The sequence below is a fragment of the Bradyrhizobium sp. ORS 375 genome (assembly GCF_000239775.1).
Classification (GTDB): Bacteria; Pseudomonadota; Alphaproteobacteria; order Rhizobiales; family Xanthobacteraceae; genus Bradyrhizobium.
This window is the reverse complement of record NZ_CAFI01000130.1, coordinates 1-18280: the sequence shown is the minus strand read 5'-3', so window position 1 is coordinate 18280 and position 18280 is coordinate 1. Positions and strand designations below refer to the sequence as shown.

Here is an 18280-nt window from a genome sequence, read left to right as displayed (position 1 = left end):
CCGCCGCCTTCGCCGCGGCGATGTTGGCGGGGGTGGGACTGGTCTTCGCGAGTGCGTCGGCCGCACTGCGGTCCGCTACGGCCTTCTCGTTCGCCGCCAGCGCGGCATCGAGATTGGCGTCGGCGATCGTCTCGGCGGCGTCGGCCGCGGCCAGCTCCGCGGCGGCGGGACTGAGCGGCGGCGGACGGGTCTTCGCCGTCCGCTCCGGAGCCGGCGGCGGCTTGTTGGTCGCTTGCGGAGGCGAAAGCGGCTGCGCGGCGACGGGCGGCGCAGGCTGTTGGATGGGAGGAGGTTGCAACGACGGCATCGTCGGCACCAGCTCGAGCGGCACCACGCGCGCAAACGAGCTGCGCGCATCGCGCAGCAGCCCGCCCATGACCTCCTCGATCGGATCGGCGCTGGCAGCGCCACTGGCTGCGCAGCCGAGCAGGCCGATCGCGCCGGCAAGGTGTCTTGGCTTGAGTCTTGGTGTGAATCTTGGCGCGATGCAGACGGCCATCAGAGCCTCCCTTCCGCCAAGATCGGGCCGGCCGACCCTCGGCGTTCGATGCCTGCCTTATTCCGCGAATGGGGTTCAAGGTTGGCGCCGCCATGGAGAACACCGCCCGACATGCGTCATCTCTGCCGCATTGCCTTCATGCGAATTCCTCGCGCACCCGCGCCGCCGCCGCACACATCGCCTTCAATTTCCCGAAGGCGGTCGCCCGCGGCAGATATTTCATCCCGCAATCCGGCGCGACGACGAGCCGCTCCGGCGCCACGACTTTGAGGCCGTTGCGAATGCGCTCGGTGATGACCGCGACCGGCTCGACCTCGGGATCGCCGAGATCGAGAACGCCGAGCACGATGGTCTTGGCCGAGAGATCCTTGAGAACGCCGAGATCGAGCCGCGGCTGCGCCGCCTCAATCGCAATCTGGCTCGCGCAGCACTCGGCGAGCTCAGGCAGAAATGCATAACCGCTCGGCTTGCTGGAGCCCGGCACAATGGCGGCATAGCCGAAGCAGACGTGCACGATGGTCGGCACCGTGATGCGATCGAGCGCCCGGTCGATCGCCTTCACCGCATAGCGCCGCGCCGCCTGCGGATTGCTGCGGACCCAGGGCTCGTCGAGCTGGATGACGTCGGCGCCGGCCCGCTGCAGGTCGCGGGCCTCGGCATTGACGACCTCGGCGAAGGCCATCGCGAGCGCCTCGTCGTCGCGATAGTAATCGTCCTGGGCCTGCTGGCTCAGCGTGAACGGGCCGGGCAGGGTGATCTTGGCGGCGCGCATGGTGTTGCGGCGGAGGAACTCCATGTCACGCAGCTCCACCGGATACTTTCGCCTGATTGGGCCGACCACCCGCGGCACCGGCGTCTTGATGCCGGAGGGCGAGATGATGATCGCGGGGTTGTCGGCGTCGATGCCGTCGAGCGCGGTGGCGAAGCGGTTCGAGTAGCTCTCGCGGCGGATCTCGCCATCAGACAGGATGTCGATGCCCGCCTGCTCCATGTCGTGGATCGCGACGATCGTGGCATCGTCCTGGGCGTCGTCGAGCAGCGGCCGCTGGATGCGCCACATGCCCTGCAACCGGATGCGCGGGACGGACTTGGAGAGCATGGCGCGATCGACCAGCCAGTCCGGCTGCGGGTAGCTTCCGACCACGGTGGTCGGCAGGAGATGCCGAGGCATGTTCACCACGAGGGTCCTCCCCGCAATCCGACTCGCTTGGGCAGTGCGTCAGCGCACGATACTATCGCGATAGTCGCACAACCTAGCGTTTTATTTGTCTTCGGGGCGTCATGAAATTGGGTCGTATTTTCCGCATTTTGTGCGTTGGTGAGAACTTCCCGGGAGGACCGACCGCATGACCACGCGGCACATCCTGACGCTCAATGCCGGTTCCTCCTCGATCAAGTTTGCCTTGTTCGAACACGAGACCAGCCCGGTCGAGACGATGCGCGGCCAGATCGAGGGGCTGGGTAGCGCGACGCCGCATCTTCAAGCCAGGCTGCGCGGGGAGAGCTTTGCTGACCAGCGGCTCGATGCGACGCGGGCGACCGATCATGAGGCGGCGCTGGCGGTGGTCATCGATGTCCTGCAGCGCGCCATTGGCCGGACGGCCGTCGACGCCATCGGCCATCGCATCGTGCATGGCGGACTCCTGTTCACGCAGCCCATTGTCATCGCCGACGATGTCGTGGCCCGTCTCGAGACGCTCAATCCGCTGGCGCCACTGCACCAGCCTCATAATCTGTCCGGTGTCCGCGCCGCTCATCGCGCCTTTCCCGACGCGCTGCAGGTCGCCTGTTTCGACACCGCCTTCCATCGCGCGCATCCCTGGGTGAACGACACCTACGCCTTGCCTCGATCGCTCTACGACGAGGGCGTCCGGCGCTACGGCTTTCACGGCCTGTCCTACGAGTACGTGATCTCCCGGTTGAAGGAGATCGCGCCACAGGACGAGAAGGGACGCGTCGTCGTCATGCATCTCGGCAACGGCGCCTCGATGTGCGCGGTCCGTGATGGGCGTAGTATCGGCTCGTCGATGGGCTTTACCGCGCTCGACGGCCTGCCGATGGGCACGCGCTGCGGACAGCTGGACCCCGGCGTCGTGCTCTACCTGCTTCAGGAAAAGGGTATGACGGCCGAGGCGGTCACCGATCTCCTCTACAATCATTCGGGCCTCAAGGGCCTGTCGGGACTGTCGCAGGACATGCGCGAGCTGGAGAGCGCTGCAACGCCGGAGGCTCGGCAGGCCATCGAATATTTCGTCGACCGGATCAGGCGCGAGCTCGGCGCGATGGCTGCGGTGCTCTCCGGCCTCGATGCCCTCGTGTTCTGCGGCGGCATCGGCGAGCACGCCTGGCAGATCCGGGAGCGCGTCTGTCAGGCATTCGAATGGCTCGGCATCGCCTTGGACGAGAGCTGTAATCGCGCCGGCGAGACCGTGATCTCGTCGGAAGGCTCGCGGGTGCGGATCTTCGTGATCAACACCAACGAAGAGATGATGATCGCGCGGCACACTGCGCAGCTGCTTGAAGAGAGGCGGTAACGATTGGTGGTCCGGCCAGCCCTGCCGAATTGTGGCTTGCAAGGGCCGGCGTTTTGGTATCTCCAGGACGAAAGAACAAAATAACTGGGCAGGAACACGATGGAAGGCAGCGCAGCGTTGCGTGATCAGGATTTGGAGTTCGACTACGTCGTGGTCGGTGCCGGCTCGGCCGGCTGCGTGCTCGCCAACCGGCTCAGCAGCGACGGCAGGCACACGGTGCTGCTGCTCGAGGCCGGTCCGAAGGACACCAACATCTGGATCCACGTCCCGCTCGGCTACGGCAAGCTGTTCAAGGAAAAGACCGTCAACTGGATGTACCAGACCGAGCCCGAGCCTGGGCTCGACGGCCGTTCGGTGTTCCAGCCGCGCGGCAAGGTGCTCGGCGGCTCGAGCTCGATCAACGGCCTGCTCTATGTCCGCGGCCAGCACGAGGACTACGACCGCTGGCGCCAGCGCGGCAATGTCGGCTGGGGCTATGACGACGTGCTGCCCTATTTCAAGCGGGCGGAAAATCAGTCGCGCGGCGGCGACGACTATCACGGCGTCGGCGGCCCCCTGCCGGTGTCCGACTGGCGACACGAGGATCCGTTGTCGGAGGCGTTCGTGAAGGCGGCGGTCGAGACCGGTCTGCCGTTCAACGGCGACTTCAATGGCGCGAGCCAGGAGGGCGCGGGCTTCTTCCAGACCACGACGCGTCGTGGCCGCCGCGCCAGCAGCGCGGTCTCCTACCTGCGCCCGGCGCTCGGCCGCAGCAATCTTCATGTCGAGACCGATGCGCTGGCGCAGCGCATCCTGTTCGATGGCCGCCGCGCGTCCGGCGTCACGTTCAGCCAGCGCGGCCGGCTGCGGACGGCCCGTGCCCGCAAGGAGATTCTCGTATCGAGCGGCGCCTACAACTCGCCGCAGCTGCTGCAGCTGTCGGGTGTCGGACCGGGCGAGCTGTTGCAGCAGCATGGCATCGACGTCGTGCTGGATGCGCCAGGCGTCGGCAGCGACCTGCAGGATCATCTGCAGGTGCGCATCGTGATGCGTTGCAGCCAGCGCATCACGCTCAACGACATCGTCAATCATCCCGTCCGCAAGGTGCTGGCCGGCGCGCGCTACGCCGCATTTCGCAAGGGGCCGCTGACGATCGCCGCGGGCACGGCGGGCGCGTTCTTCAAGACCGATCCGCGGCTCGCCAGCCCCGACATCCAGATCCATTTCATCCCGTTCTCCACCGACAAGATGGGCGAGAAGCTTCACACCTTCTCCGGCTTCACCGCCTCGGTCTGCCAGCTCCGCCCCGAGAGCCGCGGCTCGCTGCGGATCAGGAGCGCGGACCCGGCCGTGCCACCGGAGATCCGCATCAATTATCTTGCCAGCGAGACCGATCGCCGCGCCAATATCGACGGCATCCGAATCCTGCGGAAAATTCTGGCGGCACCGGCCCTGAAGCCGTATGTCTCGGATGAAGCCTATCCGGGGTCCAAGATCGTGAGCGACGACGACATCCTGGCCTATTGCCGGCAGACTGGCAGCACGATCTATCATCCGACGTCGACCTGCCGGATGGGGTCCGATGCGCTGGCCGTGGTCGATCAGCGCCTGCGGGTGCGCGGCATCGACGGCCTGCGCGTCGTCGACGCCTCGATCATGCCGGACCTGGTTTCGGGCAACACCAATGCGCCGGTCATCATGATCGCGGAGAAGGCCTCCGACATGATCTTGCAGGACGCGCGCTGACGCAGGAATGAGTTCGTGACACGTTTCCGGATCGGCACCCGCAAGAGCACGATGGCCCTGGCCCAGACGGAGGAGATTGGACGCCGGCTGCAGGCCGCGATCCCGTCGCTCGACATCGAGATCGTCAAGTTCGAGACGACGGGTGATTCCGACCAGACCAGCAAGCTGCTGACCCATGGCGGCAAGGGCGGGGCGTTCGTCGCCGAGATCCGGCGGGCCATGCTGGACGGCAGGCTGCATGCGGCGATGCATTCGCTGAAGGACATGCCGGGCAACGAGGAGACGCCGGGACTTGTCATCGCGGCGCTGCTGTCGCGCGATCCGCCGGGCGACGTGCTGGTGTTGCGCAAGGGGCTGGCGCTGGAGGACTTCCGCAAGGATGGCGGCCGCGGCTTCAAGATCGGCACCAATGCGGTCCGTCGGGCGGCCTATGCGCGGCGGCTGTTTCCACACGCTGAGCTGATCCATTTCCGCGGCGCCGCCGATACCCGCATCCGCAAGCTCGACAATGGCGAGCTGCAGCGGCTGCCGGATGGCGGCGCGGTGGGCCCGGCGGACGCGCTGATCATGGCGCGGTCCGGGCTCGAGCGGGTCGGCCTGGCCGACCGTGCGTCCTACGAATTCCCGGTCGCCGACATGCTGCCGGCGGCAGGGCAGGGCATCGTCGCGGTCGAGTGTCCTGCGGCCGACTTCGAGACGCGGCGCATCCTTTCGACTATCGACGACGCGGCGGCGCGGGCGTGCGCAGATGCCGAGCGCGAGGTGCTGTGGGTGCTCAATGGCCACTGCAACTCGCCGATCGCGGGCTTCTCGACCATCGAGGGCGGCGAGATGATCTTGACCGCCTCGGTGCTCGACGAGGACGGCGGCCGCTTCATTGAGGCCCAGCGCGCCGGCCCCGCCGATCGTCCGCGCGAGCTCGGCCGGGCGGTCGGGCTCGAATTGCTTGGCAACGGCGCGGCTGCGCTGATCGAGCGCAGCCGGCCGCGATGATCGGTCAGCCCTTGTAGGCGCGCACCCGCGCCAGCATCTGCTCGACATGGGCGATGGGCGTCTCCGGTGTGATTCCGTGACCGAGATTGAAGATGTGCCGGCCGCCCGCATAGCTCGCCAGCACGTCGTCGACCGCCTGGTCGAGCGCCGCGCCGCCGGTGATCAGCGCCAGCGGATCGAGATTGCCCTGCACGGCGACCTTGCTCTGCACCCGCTCGCGCACCAGGCCCGGCTCCGCCGTCCAGTCGATGCTGACCGCATCGACGCCGGTCTCGGTGACGTAGCTCGGCAGCAGCGCGCCGGCGCCCCGCGGAAAACCGATGATCTTGGCGTCCGGCCTTACCTTGCGCACGCCCTCGACGATGCGCCGCGTCGGCGCCACCGACCAGCGGGCGAACTCGCGGGGCGACAGCACGCCCGCCCAGGTATCGAAGATCTGCAACGCGTCGGCGCCCGCATCCAGCTGTTTCAGCAGATAGGCGATCGAGCTGTCGACCAGCGCATCGATGATCTTCTGGAATGCGTCGGGGTGGCGATAGGCGAGCAGCCGGGCCGGTGCCTGGTCGGGCGTGCCCTGGCCGGCGACCATGTAGGTCGCGACCGTCCATGGCGCGCCGCAAAAGCCGATCAGCGCAGTGCTCTGCGGCAGCTCGCTGCGGACGCGGCGGAGCGCCTCGAACACGGCCTCGAGCTTCGACAGATCGGCCTCGCTGGACAGCGTCGCGATCTTCTCGGGCGTATCCAGCGGATCGAGCCGCGGGCCTTCGCCGACCTCGAAGCGGACGCTGCGGCCGAGCGCGTGGGGGATCACAAGAATGTCGGAGAAGATGATCGCCGCATCGAAGCCGAAGCGCCGGATCGGCTGCAGGGTGACCTCGGCCGCGAGCTCCGGATTGAAACAGAGGTCGAGGAAGCCGCCGGCCTTGGCGCGAACCTCGCGATACTCCGGCAGGTAGCGGCCGGCCTGCCGCATCATCCAGATCGGAGGCACGCTTTTGCGCTGACCGGCCAGCACGTCGATGAAAGGCTTGTTCACGGCAGTCTCACTCACGCTGGGGGCTCCGTAACCCCTGAGGGAACAGTTTACCGCCCGTGATACATGGCCATGCGGTTCCGGCCAAGCTCCTATCGGACCGGCAGCGCCGGCAGCCCGATGCCGGATCAACCAGGGAACACGCTGTTCGCGGCGGCGTTGTCCCCGCACAGGGAGATCTACCATGGCTGAGAAGTTCAATCCCGCGCCGCACGACAAGCATGCGGTCGATCCGCGCGAGGCCGTTCGTCTCGATCGTGAGGCTGCGACGCAGCTCGACAAGGGACTTATGGATACGTTTCCCGCATCCGATCCGGTGAGCCTGCAGCAGCCCTCGACCACGCGCGTGAAGGCCCACGACAACCACGCTCAAGAGGACGGCCACGAGCAGCGGACATCGTCGCTGTGGGACAAGGTCAGGTCCGTGTTCGCGCGATGAACTAACAGCTCGTCCGCGTGCACGCAGCCTTCCTCTTCCGTAAATATACGGTCGATGCCGTAGTCTTACGGTGTGCGTGGCTGGTATTCGGACGCAGCCTGTTTCAGAGTTGGCTAACACGTCCATGGGATTCTGCCGCGGTCCGGAGAGTTCCGCGGAATGGACGTTGCTGTCGCCAAAGTCGGTCTGAGCCGTCTGCCATTGTGGGCGGCTGGAGTGCTTGCGCTCGTGTGCGGCGCGATCCTCGCTTTCAGCGGATGGAGCGAGTGGACGTCCCGAAAGGCCGAGGTTCACAATGCCGAGGTCGATCTCGGCAATCTCGCGAGGTCGCTGACCCAGCACGTCGAGGACACTTTCGAGCTTGCGGATTCCTTGCTGCGCGGCGTCGTCACCGCGCTTGAGACGGACGACGGCAAGCCGGGCGCGATGGAGCGTTTGCAGACGATCCTGAAAGCAAGAAAGGCGACGCTTGGCCGGATTCGTGGCGTCTTCGCCTATGGCGCGAACGGCGACTGGCTCGCTACGACCGAGGATGTCACGCTCACCAACTACAACAATGCCGACCGCGACTACTTCATCCATCACCGCACTTCGGCGGACCGCTCGCTCCTGATCGGCCGGCCGGTGCAGAGCAGGTCCGGCGGGCAATGGGTGATCACGCTCTCGCGACGCTGGAACCACGTCGACGGCAGCTTCGGCGGCGTCGTGCTCGCGACCATCGACGTGGCCTATTTCGCCGGGTTTTACCGGCAGTTCGACGTGGGGCAGCATGGCACGATCAGCCTGATGAGCCGCGACGGATTGGTGCTTGCGGACAACGCCGAGCCGGATTCGAGCAGGCTCGGCCGGCCGGTCCTCGAGGAGATCCCCTATCATCCGACGTCCGGGACGTTGCGTTTTGGTCGACCCGGCGAGACGTCGGAGCGCATCGCGTTCTATCAGCACGCGCAACGCTACCCCTTCCTGATCCTGGCCACGCGGACGGAAGCGGAGGTGCTCGCCGGGTGGATGCGTGATGCCGCCGTGCGGTTTACCGTTCAGGTAAGCCTGGTCGCGCTCGCGGTGGGGATCGGCATCTTCCTCGTCAAGCAGCTCCTGGAGCGGCAGAAGCTCGCCGCGGCGCTGGCGGCCAAGGAGGAGAACTTCCGCCTGCTTGCGGAAGGCTCCAGCGACATCGTGACGCGCATCGAGCTTGACGAGTGCATCGGCTATGTCTCGCCCTCGACATCGCGCGTGCTCGGTTGGCACCCGTCGCAGCTGCTCGGCAAGCGGGCGATCTCCGGCGTGCATCCACTCGACCGGCCGCAGCTGCAGGAGATTCTGGATCAGCTCAGGAAGGGGGCTGCGGACGAAGCGCGCGTGACCTACCGGATGCGGCGGCGCGACAAGTCCGAGATCTGGGTCGAGGCCACGATCCGCGCCACGCGCAGGCCGGACGGCGAGCTCGACGGTTTCGTGGCGGTTACGCGCGATGTGACGCAGCAGAAGGCGCTGCAGGGCAGGCTCGAGACGCTGGCCATCGAGGACAGCCTCACCGGTCTCGCCAACCGGCGCCGCTTCGACGAGCGGCTGCTCGAGGAGTGGGGCAGGGCGTACCGCGAGAAGACCTCGCTGGCGCTGCTGATGATCGACATCGACCACTTCAAGGCCTTCAACGACACCTATGGCCATCCGGCCGGTGACGAATGCCTCCACGCGGTCGCCAGCATTCTCGCCGACGAAGCTCAGCGCAGCTCGGACCTGGTCGCCCGCTATGGCGGCGAGGAGTTCGCGATCCTGCTGCCGAACACCGATGCCGAGGGCTGCGCGCGGCTCGGCGAGCGGATCCGGCGGGCGCTTCACGCCGCCGGTCTCGTCCACGCGCAGAATCCGCCCGGCATCGTGACGGCGAGCATCGGCGGCGCTGTCTGCCGCCCGGGCCTGGAACGCTCCGCGGGCCCGGCCTCGCTGATCGAAGCCGCCGACCACGCGCTCTACGTCGCCAAGGATGGCGGCCGCGACCGCGTGATCATGGCGGGCGAGGTGGTCGAGCTGCCGTCCGGCAAGGCGCCGGCGACCGTTCCGGCCTGAGATCGCCGCGTCCTCAGTAGTGTGGCGGCGGCTCATTGCGCGGCCCCTCGGCATTGCTCTGGGCGTCCTCGAGCCGCTCGACCAGGAGCGCGATCTGCCGCTTCAGCGCGTCGATCTCGCGCCATTGCGCCGTGATGGTCTGGTTCAGCGTCTCGATCGTGTCGTCCTGGAACGTCAGCCGCATCTCGAGCGTGTCGATCCGCTCGCTCAGCTCCTGGTTCGACGGCTCAGAGTTGCTCATTGCCCGCGCTCTCCGCTGTGTCCCGGCTTCACGTCCGCGCCGAGCTGGCGTAGCCCGTGGCCGAGCGCGACCCGCTCATCGAACACGAAGCAGCCGCCGCGCCAGCGGCTGTCGGCCTCCGGGATCTGCTCGAGATAGCCGAGGATGCCGCCCTTGAGGTGGTAGACCTCCGGAAAGCCCCGCGCGAGCAGCAGCGCGCTGGCCTTTTCGCAGCGGATGCCGCCGGTGCAGAACATCGCAATCCGCTTGTGCTTGTCAGGATCGAGAGCGCGAGCGACGAAATCCTTGAATTGTCCGAAGCTCTGCAGGCCGGGATCGACCGCGCCTTCGAACGTGCCCATGGCGACCTCGAACGCATTGCGTGTGTCGAGCAGGAGCGTATCAGGCTCCGCGATCAGCGCGTTCCAATCGGCGGGACTGACATAGGTCCCGACCTGACGGGTCGGGTCGGCGGCGGGATCGCCGAGCGTCACGATCTCGCGTTTCAGCCGCACTTTGAGGCGCTGGAACGGCATCGTCGCCGCATCCGAGAATTTCAGCTCCAGATTGTCGAGGCGGCTGGCGAACAACGTGCCCCGCCGAAACTCGTCGACCAGCGCCGCGATCGCCTCGTCGGTTCCGGCGACCGTCCCGTTGAGGCCTTCCTCGGCGAGCAGGATGCTGCCCTTGATACCGCGCGCGGCGCAGAACGCCTGCAGCGGCGCGCGCAGGTCGCGAAAATCGGGCAGAGCTACGAACTGATAGAAGGCGGCGACGGTCAGGGGCATGCGGCCGTTTACCAGCAGACCTGACCATAGAAAAGCTGGTATCCCCGGGCATTGCCCCGCCTGGAAGGAATGTGCGATGTAGCCGGCCAGCACTGGCATTCCAGCCACCACACGATCACGCAGCGAGCAACGATGAGAAGCTTCCATTTCCCCGGCAGGTCCACGGTCCACGCCCAGAACGGAATGATTGCAACCTCGCACCCGCAGGCGGCGCTCGCCGGGATCGAGGTGCTGCGCGCCGGCGGCACCGCCGCCGACGCGGCGGTGGCGGCCTGCGCCCTGCTCGGGGTGATCGAGCCGCAGTCGACCGGCATCGGCGGCGACTGCTTTGCGCTGGTCCAGCCCAAGGGCGACGGCCGGATCATGGCCTATAACGGCTCCGGCCGGGCCCCGGCCGCGGCCACCGTGGACTGGTACCTCGAGCGCAAGATTCATTCGGTGCCGCTGACCTCGGCCCATGCCGTCTCGGTGCCCGGCGCGATCGATGCCTGGGCCCGCATCCTGCAGGATCATGGCCGGCTCGGCCTCGACCGGCTGCTGCAGCCGGCGATCCGCGCCGCCGAGGACGGCTACGTCGTGGCGCCGCGCGTCGCCTTCGACTGGAACAACCAGTTCGAGAAGCTCAAGAACGGCACCAACACCGCGCGCTACTTCCTGCCGCGCGGCAAGGCAGCCGCCGCCGGCGACGTGATCCGCCAGCCGGAGCTGGCGCAGACCCTGCGCGTGATCGCCAAGGAGGGGCCGAAGGGCTTCTACACCGGCGCGGTCGCCGAGGACATGGTGCAGACGCTGCGCGGCATCGGCGGCCTGCACACCCTGGAGGACTTTGCCAATCACCAGACCGAGGTCACCGCGCCGATCGGCACCACCTACAAGGACTACGACGTCTGGCAGTGCCCGCCGAACGGTCCGGGCATCACCATGCTGGTGATGCTCAACATCCTCTCGCGCTTCGACCTGACGCGGATCGATCCGCTCAGCGTCGAGCGCTTCCACCTCGAGGCCGAGGCCGCGCGCATCGCCTACATGATGCGCGAGCAGCATATCGGCGATCCCGAGCACATGACGACCGAGGTCGCGAGCATCCTCGCCAAGGAATTCGCGGACGAGTACATCTCGCAGATCAGCCTCGACAAGCTGCTCGACCTGCCGAACGTCGCGCCGCCGATGAACCCGGAGACGGTCTACATCACGGTCGTCGACCGCGACCGCAACGTCTGCTCCTTCATCAACTCGATCGCGCATTCGTTCGGCTCGGCGATCGTCTCCAACGAGACCGGCGTGCTGCTGCAGAACCGCGCCGGCGGCTTCCGCATCCAGCCGGGCCATCCGAACTGCATCGCACCTGGCAAGCGTCCGCTGCACACCATCATCCCGGCGCTGGCCACCAAGGCCGGCCGCGCGCAGATGTCGTTCGGCGTCATGGGCGGCCAGTACCAGCCGGTCGGCCAGACCCACGTGCTGACCAACATCCTCGACTATGGCTGCGACGTGCAGGAAGCGATCGATATGGCGCGCGGCCTGCATTACGAGGGCGTCTATCAGCTCGAGGACGGCGTGCCCGCCGAGGTGGTCGAGGGCCTGCAGCGGATCGGCCACAAGACCACCAAGGTGGTCTCGCCGCTCGGCGGCGGCCAGGCGATCTGGATCGACTGGGACAAGGGCACGCTGACCGGCGGCTCCGACCCGCGCAAGGACGGCTGCGCGCTGGGATATTGAGGCGATCGCGCTGTCGCCGCTCCGATCATCCTGCATCGGGCCCGTAAGGCAACCCCATACTCCGCTGTCGTCCCGGCCTTGAGCCGGGACCCATACCCTCAGGAGCGGTTTGAGGCAGGCTGGTCATTGGCTTCTTGCCCAACACATCTGCTGCGGCGTATGGGTCCCGGATCGGCGCACCGCCGCGCTGGCGCGCTCGATGCTTGTCCGGCACGACGGCGGTGGGGGCGGCCGATTCACGGCTCAAACAGCTACGAGATCGGGGACGTGTCATCGCGTTCTCGCGGCGCATCGGGCCCGAGCTGTGCATCAGTTCGTCCCTCGCAACATGCAGAGGGCGCAGGGAATGCCGGGTGACAGCCTCACCCATGGCCCGCCTGCGGAAAAGAATGCAGGCGGCAGGTACCACAGGCAAAGCCGAAACACGCCGGCATTCCCTGCGCGATGGTCTTCACGCTTATACGCAGTCTCCCTGGTGCGCCGGGCTTGTTGGCCACCATGCCACGCCAAGGCTTGCGCATGGCGCGGGGGATACCAGCATCGGGGTATCAGGACGCTGCGACTTCACGTCCGCAAGTGATCGTTCGTCCGCGCCCTCGTTGTTCGAAGACGCTGCGATCTCCCGCGGCCACCGCATCCCCGCCTCGCGTGTCGTGACGATCGCGCGCTACGCCCCTACTGCCTTGAGACGGGATGCGTGCATACAATCACGATTTCCGATAAAGCGCAAGTAAATTTTATTTTCCAGAATGCGCGACAAGGCGGGGTTCCTCCGGCACAGGCTGGTCAGCCGCGCCCGCATGGGCTAAACCCCCGTTCCCGTAACTGAGCAGAGGCAGTCTGGAGCATGCGGCGTCCGATGACGAGAAGAGTTGCGCTGGCGGCGGCGGCATCGGCCGCGGTCGGCGCCTGGCTGGGCCCCCAGGGAGCCTCGGCACAGACCAGTCCCGCGAAACCGACAGGAAAGACCATGACCACTCCCTCCGGACTGCAGATCATCGATACCAAGGAAGGCACCGGCGCGACGCCGAGCCGCGGTCAGACCTGCGTGATGCACTACACCGGCTGGCTCTACGAGAACGGCCAGAAGGGCAAGAAATTCGACTCCTCGGTCGATCGCAACGAGCCGTTCGAATTCCCGATCGGCATGAAGCGCGTGATCGCCGGCTGGGACGAGGGCGTCGCGACCATGAAGGTCGGCGGCAAGCGCACGCTGATCATTCCGCCCGAGCTCGGCTACGGCGCCCGCGGCGCCGGCGGCGTCATCCCGCCGAACGCGACGCTGATGTTCGATGTCGAGCTGCTGGGCGTGAAGTAGGGGGCGGCTACGTCGTCGCGATCAGGTCATCATAGCCGCGAGTCGAAGCAGAAGACGAAGCGTGGTGCCAATGATTGCGCCCTCTCCCCTTGCGAGAGAGGGCGTATATGAGCGGCATACTCGGTTGGGTGAGGGGTATCTCTCCACGAGCGCGATCCGCTGATGGATACCCCTCACCCAACCGCATGCTCGGATGGGCCGAAACTGCCCTCTCCCGCAAGGGGAGAGGGCGCTGTATCGGGCATTCGATCGCGGCGATCTTGTGTAGTTCTGTGGGGCGGGCAAAGCGGCCGTCCGCAGGGCGGTTGAGTGCCCACCGCGGATCGGCGAAAGCGGTTGGAATGGTGAGCACAGCGCGCGGTAGAGTTTTGCTCGCGCCTTGGCCCACCCTACGACTCACGACTAACAAACGTATAAAGCCGGCCCCGTGAGGAGCCGGCTTGTGATTTCGCTCCTTCGCGATCGGCGCCGCATCAACAGCGCGCTGTCGCGCTCACCTCGCTCAGAGGTTCTTGTTCGCAGCGCCGGCGGCGGTGTTGACCGCGTCCTTGGTCGCCTGCTTGGCATCGCCCAGCGCCTGCTGGCCCTTGCCCTTCACTTCCTGGACGGCGCCTTCGCCCTGCAGGCGGTCGTTGCCGGTGGCTTCGCCGATGCCCTGCTTGGCCTTGCCGATCGCCTCGTTGGTGGCACCTTTGATCTTGTCCATGGTCGAACCCATAGTGCGTCTCCTTGTCTGTGTGAACTATGCGGGACCAACGCGGGCGGCGCGAAAAGGTTCTGATGGAACCGGAATGGCGCCGATGCGGCATTTCGACTAGGATGCGGCGGTTCCTATCGAACACAACGAATCCGAGAAGAAGAAATGTCAGGATCTCACGACCACGCGCACGGCCACTCCCATGATCACGCTCATGATCACGGCGACGAGCGCTGGAAGCACGATGGCGTCCGCGTCATCCCCGGCAATCAGCTCGATGGCAACGTGCCGTCGACGCCCGGCATGGACCGCAAGGCGGCGATCAATTTCGCGCGTGTCGGCGCGCAGAAGCTGTGGGCTGGCACGGTCACGATCAAGCCGGACGCCAAGACCGGCGCGCATCATCACGGTCATCTCGAAAGCGTGATTTACGTGGTCAAGGGCAAGGCGCGGATGCGCTGGGGCGAGCAACTGCAGTTCACCGCCGAAGCCGGTCCCGGCGACTTCATCTTCGTGCCGCCCTACGTGCCGCACCAGGAGATCAACGCCAGCCCCGACGAGGTCCTGGAATGCGTGCTGGTGCGCAGCGACGGCGAGGCGGTCGCGATCAACATCGATATCGAGCCGGTGGAGAAGCCGGAGACGGTGCTGTGGGTCGATCCCGTGCATCGTGATCCGTCAGAGGCGAAGTCCTAGAGCCCCGACGTAAACTGGCGGGACCATCGCAAGACGGTCCCGCCAGCCAGGGAGCAGCTGTACCGCTCCCTCACACGCGGAGCAGGGGCGACTGTCGCGCGCGTGTCTCGTGATGTGTTGTGTCAGGCCGCATCGTCGGCATTGGTCATCTCGACCATCACTCATCCGTCCGTGACAGGTTGGCGCCGCCTTCGCGAACGAGGTCCGCATCGATGTTGACCTTGCTCATGTCGTCGCCGATCACCGCCACCTTCAGTCCCTGGCGGTTGCTCAGGATGTGTTGAGCAAAGTGGTCTTCCCAGTCCCGAGGAAGCCGGACAAGACCGTGACGGGGAGCTTGTGCATCGAGATCGAACAGCCTCTTCAACGGGAGGGAACGGCGCCGACGGACAAGCATGCGGCCTCATACGTGATGTTATAACGTAACATCTTCTAAACGAGTGGAGGTGTCAAGGGGCTTACAAGGGGGCGGGGTGACGAGGGCGTGGGATGGGCGGAGATCGGGGGAGCGGGCCGATGGTGCGCCGGGGATGGCTGGTCCTGGTGGCGTGAGAGCCAGATGAGCGAAGCGCGTCCGATGCTGGAGCTTGCCGCCCGCCGCAAACAACGCTGCACTCCATCTCTCCGTTCTTCACGGGGAGAGGGAGCGCAGCGTGCCTCGTGGCCGGAGCGCGGTCGCTATCAACAGGGATCGCGGGCCCGGTCCGTCGCGCTAAGCTTGCTACCTCGTCAGATACGCCGTCCCCGCCGGACCGTTCGACACCGACATCGACAGCGCGCCGGGCGCGATGGTCCAGTTGGTCGCGTTCAGGATCAGCGTGTTGAACACCATGGTGACGCTGTTGCTGCTGACGTTCGACACCGAGTTGATGGTGACGTTGCGGCTCGGCAGGTACATCAGGCCGGTATAGGACGAGCCGCTGGTGCCGTTGATCGGCAGGTTGGTGGCCGACAGGCCGGTCGGCTCGTACATCAGGATGTTGGCATAGGTGCCGGTCGTCGGCGCCGACAGCGTGGCGTTGACGTTGCCGTTGAAGGTGAGCGTGGCGTTCTGGTCGACGAGATAGAAGGTGACGCCGTTGCCGGTCACCGTCCAGCCCGAGTTGAAGGTCATCGTGCCCTTGATGATGTAAAGGCCCGGATTGAGAGTCAGCGTGCCCGAGCCGTTGAAGTTGGTGGAGCCGCAATAGACGCCGGGGCTGAGCGTCACCGAGCCGGGGTCGTAGACCTTGTTGTTGGTGGTGCACGATCCGACCGTCACGGCAGGCAGCGTGCCCGCGAACGGATCGGAGATCGCCGCGCAATTGGTTTCCGCCGGCGGGGTGGCCCCGCCGTTCTTGATGATGGTCGAGCCCTTGATGCAGATGCGCTTGACGTTCAAGGTCGCATTGAAGATGGCGGCCGGACTTTGCGTCGACAGCACATGCACCTCGCAGCTCGGTGCGTTGAGCTGCGCGCCGGAATTGACCAGCAGCGACTGCGTGTTCAGCGTGCTGACGAGCAGAATGCAGACCGGCGACTTGCTCTGGGGGCCCGGCTTCGCCGTCGCCGAGGCGGATATCCCGAGCGACGAGGTGCCCATCACCGTCAGAAACGAGGTGTTCACCGTCGCCGTCGCGGTGCCGGTGAGCGAGCCATCGCTGTTGGCGGCGAAGCTCGCGGATGGAGAGGTGCCGAAACGGCCGCCGAAATCGGCCTTGAAAACAGCGCTTGCGGTCGAGACCTGCTTGCCGGTCGGCTGCACGACGCCCGCCAGGACGGCGGCATCGACCGCCTTCTGCAACTGCGCCTTGGTGTCGCCCGACTTGGCGAAGTCGACAGCGGCGCCGATCGCGATGACGATCGGAATGATGGCGATGGCGAAGATCATGCTGATCTGGCCATCCTGCGCCTGCCAGAAGCGGCGCGACTTGGTAGAGAGACGTTCGGGCGAAATGGGGGCGCTCATGTGCGACGCTTCCTGCTGTAGCTGGCCAGGCATGCTGCCGAACGCATCGGAGCCTGGTGCTGCAGGATCTAGAGGTCAGAAAATTACCGCCGGCTGAATCGGGTTCCATAAAGGGAACCGACGACGGAGCGCCGGGAACTCAAGGTTATCAGCCGGTTTTCGCCGTACCCGAAAAAGGGGGCATGCTACCTCCCGCAGGTGGTGATCGAGCGGAGTACCTGTCTGAATTGGTGGCTGAGGTGATTATTGTTAGTTGCAGCCGGACGGCGTTCGCCTTTCGAGGCGTCGGGCTCACTGCGAGGGCGAGCGCCAGATCCGATCCGACGAGAGCACGAGGCTGCAGACCAGAGCATACGCAACCAGCGACAGCGCCACCATGGCGGCGAGCGAGCTCATGGCGCCGCCGACGTGCACGATCGCAATCATGCCGCCGCCGGCAGCGACCAGGATGCGCAGAATGGAGCCGATGAACGGCCAGAGCACGTGCCCGGCGCCCTGGCCGGCAAAGGCCAGCACGAAGCCGAAGCCCAGTGCGGCATAGGCGGGCGCTACAATGCGCAGATAGCTCGCGCCCTCGCGCAGCACCTCCGGATCGTGGCTGAACAGCGCGAGCCAGAGCGGCGGATGCAGCGCCACGACCAGGCCGATGCCGCCGACCAGCGCGGCGCCGCTGGCCGCACTGATCCAGGCGATGCGGCGGGCGCGGGCGCCCTGGCCGGCACCGACATTGATCCCGACCATCGTCAGGGTCGCCGTGCACAGACCGAACAACAGCGGAATCATGATGTAGTCGAGCCGCGAGGCGATACCGTAGGCGGCGAGCTCCGAGGTGCCGAAGCGGCCGGCCAGCGCGGTCACCAGGATCACGGTGAGATTGACCAGCACGGCGTTGAGCGCGGTCGGCAGTCCGACCTTGAGGATGTCGGCGAACAGCCTGACCTGCAGCGGCGCGAAGCGGACATGCAGGGTCGAGCGGCCCGACGCCATGTAGCGCACCAGCACCAGCATGGCGCCGCAGTAATACAGCCCGAAGGCAATGCCGGCGCCGGCGATGCCGAGGCCCGGCAGCGGCCCGAGGCCGAAGATCAACGCCGGCGAGGCGGGAATCATCAGGACGGCGCCGACCAGCGTGACCAGCGCCGGCACTCGCACGTTCCCGGCGCCGCGCAGCGCCGCCGCCTGCAGGTTGACGATCCACACGGGGATGGCGCCGGCGAACAGGTAATTCGAATAGCGCAATGCCGCCTCCAGCGCGCCTTCGCGGCCGCCGAGCGCGTGATACAGCGCCGGGCCGAACAGCGCGGTCGCCAGCGTGAACACGGCGCCGGCGACGATCGCCAGCACGATGGCGTGGAAGGCGACGGCGTCCGCATCGGCGTTGCGGCCGGCGCCGATCGCGCGCGCCACCGCCGAGGAGACGCCGCTGCCGATGCCGCCGTTCGACATCATCGTCATCAGCATGAAGATCGGAAACACCAGCGCGGCGCCGGCCAGCGCATCGGTGCCGAGCAGGCCGACATAATAGGCCTCGGCGACATTGACCGCGGTCTGCGCCACCAACACCGACATCGTCGGCAGCGCCAGCCGGACCAGCGCGGGCA

The 18280-nt window shown here is 66.5% G+C and carries 16 protein-coding genes and 1 pseudogene; 8 read left to right on the top strand and 9 right to left on the bottom strand.

The genetic code is table 11. The features are described from left to right. Nucleotides 1-499: hypothetical protein (locus BRAO375_RS11370; protein WP_035639991.1), on the bottom strand; the 499-nt coding region annotated here is incomplete at its 3' end. Nucleotides 500-635: 136 nt separating this feature from the next. Beyond that, nucleotides 636-1670 carry a uroporphyrinogen decarboxylase family protein gene (locus BRAO375_RS11365; RefSeq protein WP_009027617.1) on the bottom strand — a complete coding sequence of 345 codons (1035 nt, stop codon included), beginning with the start codon at nt 1668-1670 and terminating at the stop codon, nt 636-638. A 175-nt stretch (nt 1671-1845) separates the two neighbouring features. Between BRAO375_RS11365 and BRAO375_RS11360 the strand changes: the two genes are divergently transcribed. From BRAO375_RS11360 to hemC, 3 genes are all read left to right on the top strand, one after another. Next, nucleotides 1846-3033 carry an acetate/propionate family kinase gene (locus BRAO375_RS11360; RefSeq protein ID WP_009027616.1) on the top strand — a complete coding sequence of 396 codons (1188 nt, stop codon included), beginning with the start codon at nt 1846-1848 and terminating at the stop codon, nt 3031-3033. A 99-nt stretch (nt 3034-3132) separates the two neighbouring features. After that, nucleotides 3133-4758: a GMC family oxidoreductase gene (locus BRAO375_RS11355; RefSeq protein ID WP_009027615.1), complete on the top strand. Its 1626-nt coding sequence runs from the start codon at nt 3133-3135 to the stop codon at nt 4756-4758. A gap of 15 nt (nt 4759-4773) precedes the next feature. Next, complete coding sequence (gene hemC / locus BRAO375_RS11350) at nt 4774-5751, top strand: hydroxymethylbilane synthase (RefSeq protein WP_035639988.1); 978 nt, start codon at nt 4774-4776, stop codon at nt 5749-5751. 4 nt (nt 5752-5755) lie between these two features. On the opposite strand, the gene hemE is transcribed toward hemC, so the two are convergent. Then, nucleotides 5756-6787, bottom strand: a complete 1032-nt coding sequence (gene hemE, locus BRAO375_RS11345; protein WP_009027613.1) for a uroporphyrinogen decarboxylase — start codon at nt 6785-6787, stop codon at nt 5756-5758. A 181-nt stretch (nt 6788-6968) separates the two neighbouring features. On the opposite strand from hemE, the gene BRAO375_RS11340 reads away from it, so the two are divergent. Both BRAO375_RS11340 and BRAO375_RS11335 read left to right on the top strand, forming a co-directional pair. Continuing rightward, nucleotides 6969-7223, top strand: coding sequence for a hypothetical protein (locus tag BRAO375_RS11340; protein WP_009027612.1), 255 nt, complete (start codon nt 6969-6971; stop codon nt 7221-7223). Nucleotides 7224-7382: 159 nt separating this feature from the next. Then, a complete protein-coding gene (locus BRAO375_RS11335) occupies nt 7383-9293 on the top strand; it encodes a diguanylate cyclase (protein ID WP_009027611.1) in 1911 nt (636 codons plus the stop codon). A gap of 13 nt (nt 9294-9306) precedes the next feature. Here BRAO375_RS11335 and BRAO375_RS11330 read toward each other — a convergent pair whose 3' ends face one another. Further along, complete coding sequence (locus BRAO375_RS11330) at nt 9307-9534, bottom strand: SlyX family protein (RefSeq protein WP_009027610.1); 228 nt, start codon at nt 9532-9534, stop codon at nt 9307-9309. Next, nucleotides 9531-10301: an oxygen-dependent tRNA uridine(34) hydroxylase TrhO gene (gene trhO, locus BRAO375_RS11325; RefSeq protein ID WP_009027609.1), complete on the bottom strand. Its 771-nt coding sequence runs from the start codon at nt 10299-10301 to the stop codon at nt 9531-9533. The genes BRAO375_RS11330 and trhO overlap by 4 nt, the downstream gene beginning before the upstream one ends. Nucleotides 10302-10433: 132 nt before the next feature. Between trhO and ggt the strand changes: the two genes are divergently transcribed. Together ggt and BRAO375_RS11315 are read left to right on the top strand one after the other, a co-directional pair. Then, on the top strand, nt 10434-12020 hold the full coding sequence (gene ggt, locus BRAO375_RS11320; protein ID WP_035639987.1) for a gamma-glutamyltransferase: 1587 nt from the start codon (nt 10434-10436) through the stop codon (nt 12018-12020). Between the two features lie 847 nt (nt 12021-12867). Further along, the gene (locus tag BRAO375_RS11315) at nt 12868-13338 is read left to right on the top strand and encodes an FKBP-type peptidyl-prolyl cis-trans isomerase (protein WP_244423165.1); all 471 of its coding nucleotides are present in this window, start codon (nt 12868-12870) and stop codon (nt 13336-13338) included. 502 nt (nt 13339-13840) lie between these two features. Here BRAO375_RS11315 and BRAO375_RS11310 read toward each other — a convergent pair. Continuing rightward, nucleotides 13841-14056: a CsbD family protein gene (locus BRAO375_RS11310; RefSeq protein WP_170323310.1), complete on the bottom strand. Its 216-nt coding sequence runs from the start codon at nt 14054-14056 to the stop codon at nt 13841-13843. A gap of 144 nt (nt 14057-14200) precedes the next feature. Here BRAO375_RS11310 and BRAO375_RS11305 point away from each other — a divergent pair, with 144 nt between their 5' ends. After that, entirely contained in the window at nt 14201-14731 is a 531-nt protein-coding gene (locus BRAO375_RS11305) for a cupin domain-containing protein (RefSeq protein ID WP_009027606.1), read from the top strand. A 140-nt stretch (nt 14732-14871) separates the two neighbouring features. Here BRAO375_RS11305 and BRAO375_RS11300 read toward each other — a convergent pair. The 3 genes and pseudogenes from BRAO375_RS11300 to BRAO375_RS11290 form a co-directional block, all read right to left on the bottom strand. Further along, nucleotides 14872-15076: pseudogene (locus BRAO375_RS11300) on the bottom strand (GTP-binding protein); the annotation flags it as partial. Between the two features lie 376 nt (nt 15077-15452). Continuing rightward, nucleotides 15453-16679: a pilus assembly protein TadG-related protein gene (locus BRAO375_RS11295; RefSeq protein ID WP_009027604.1), complete on the bottom strand. Its 1227-nt coding sequence runs from the start codon at nt 16677-16679 to the stop codon at nt 15453-15455. Between the two features lie 291 nt (nt 16680-16970). Next, nucleotides 16971-18280: MATE family efflux transporter (locus tag BRAO375_RS11290; RefSeq protein ID WP_035639985.1), on the bottom strand; the 1310-nt coding region annotated here is incomplete at its 5' end.

Coding starts and splice junctions, on each gene's coding strand:
- BRAO375_RS11365 (WP_009027617.1), bottom strand. CDS start 1,670: ATGCCTCGGCATCTCCTGCCGACCACCGTGGTCGGAAGCTACCCGCAG.
- BRAO375_RS11360 (WP_009027616.1), top strand. CDS start 1,846: ATGACCACGCGGCACATCCTGACGCTCAATGCCGGTTCCTCCTCGATC.
- BRAO375_RS11355 (WP_009027615.1), top strand. CDS start 3,133: ATGGAAGGCAGCGCAGCGTTGCGTGATCAGGATTTGGAGTTCGACTAC.
- BRAO375_RS11340 (WP_009027612.1), top strand. CDS start 6,969: ATGGCTGAGAAGTTCAATCCCGCGCCGCACGACAAGCATGCGGTCGAT.
- BRAO375_RS11335 (WP_009027611.1), top strand. CDS start 7,383: ATGGACGTTGCTGTCGCCAAAGTCGGTCTGAGCCGTCTGCCATTGTGG.
- BRAO375_RS11330 (WP_009027610.1), bottom strand. CDS start 9,534: ATGAGCAACTCTGAGCCGTCGAACCAGGAGCTGAGCGAGCGGATCGAC.
- trhO (WP_009027609.1), bottom strand. CDS start 10,301: ATGCCCCTGACCGTCGCCGCCTTCTATCAGTTCGTAGCTCTGCCCGAT.
- ggt (WP_035639987.1), top strand. CDS start 10,434: ATGAGAAGCTTCCATTTCCCCGGCAGGTCCACGGTCCACGCCCAGAAC.
- BRAO375_RS11315 (WP_244423165.1), top strand. CDS start 12,868: ATGCGGCGTCCGATGACGAGAAGAGTTGCGCTGGCGGCGGCGGCATCG.
- BRAO375_RS11310 (WP_170323310.1), bottom strand. CDS start 14,056: ATGGGTTCGACCATGGACAAGATCAAAGGTGCCACCAACGAGGCGATC.
- BRAO375_RS11305 (WP_009027606.1), top strand. CDS start 14,201: ATGTCAGGATCTCACGACCACGCGCACGGCCACTCCCATGATCACGCT.
- BRAO375_RS11295 (WP_009027604.1), bottom strand. CDS start 16,679: ATGAGCGCCCCCATTTCGCCCGAACGTCTCTCTACCAAGTCGCGCCGC.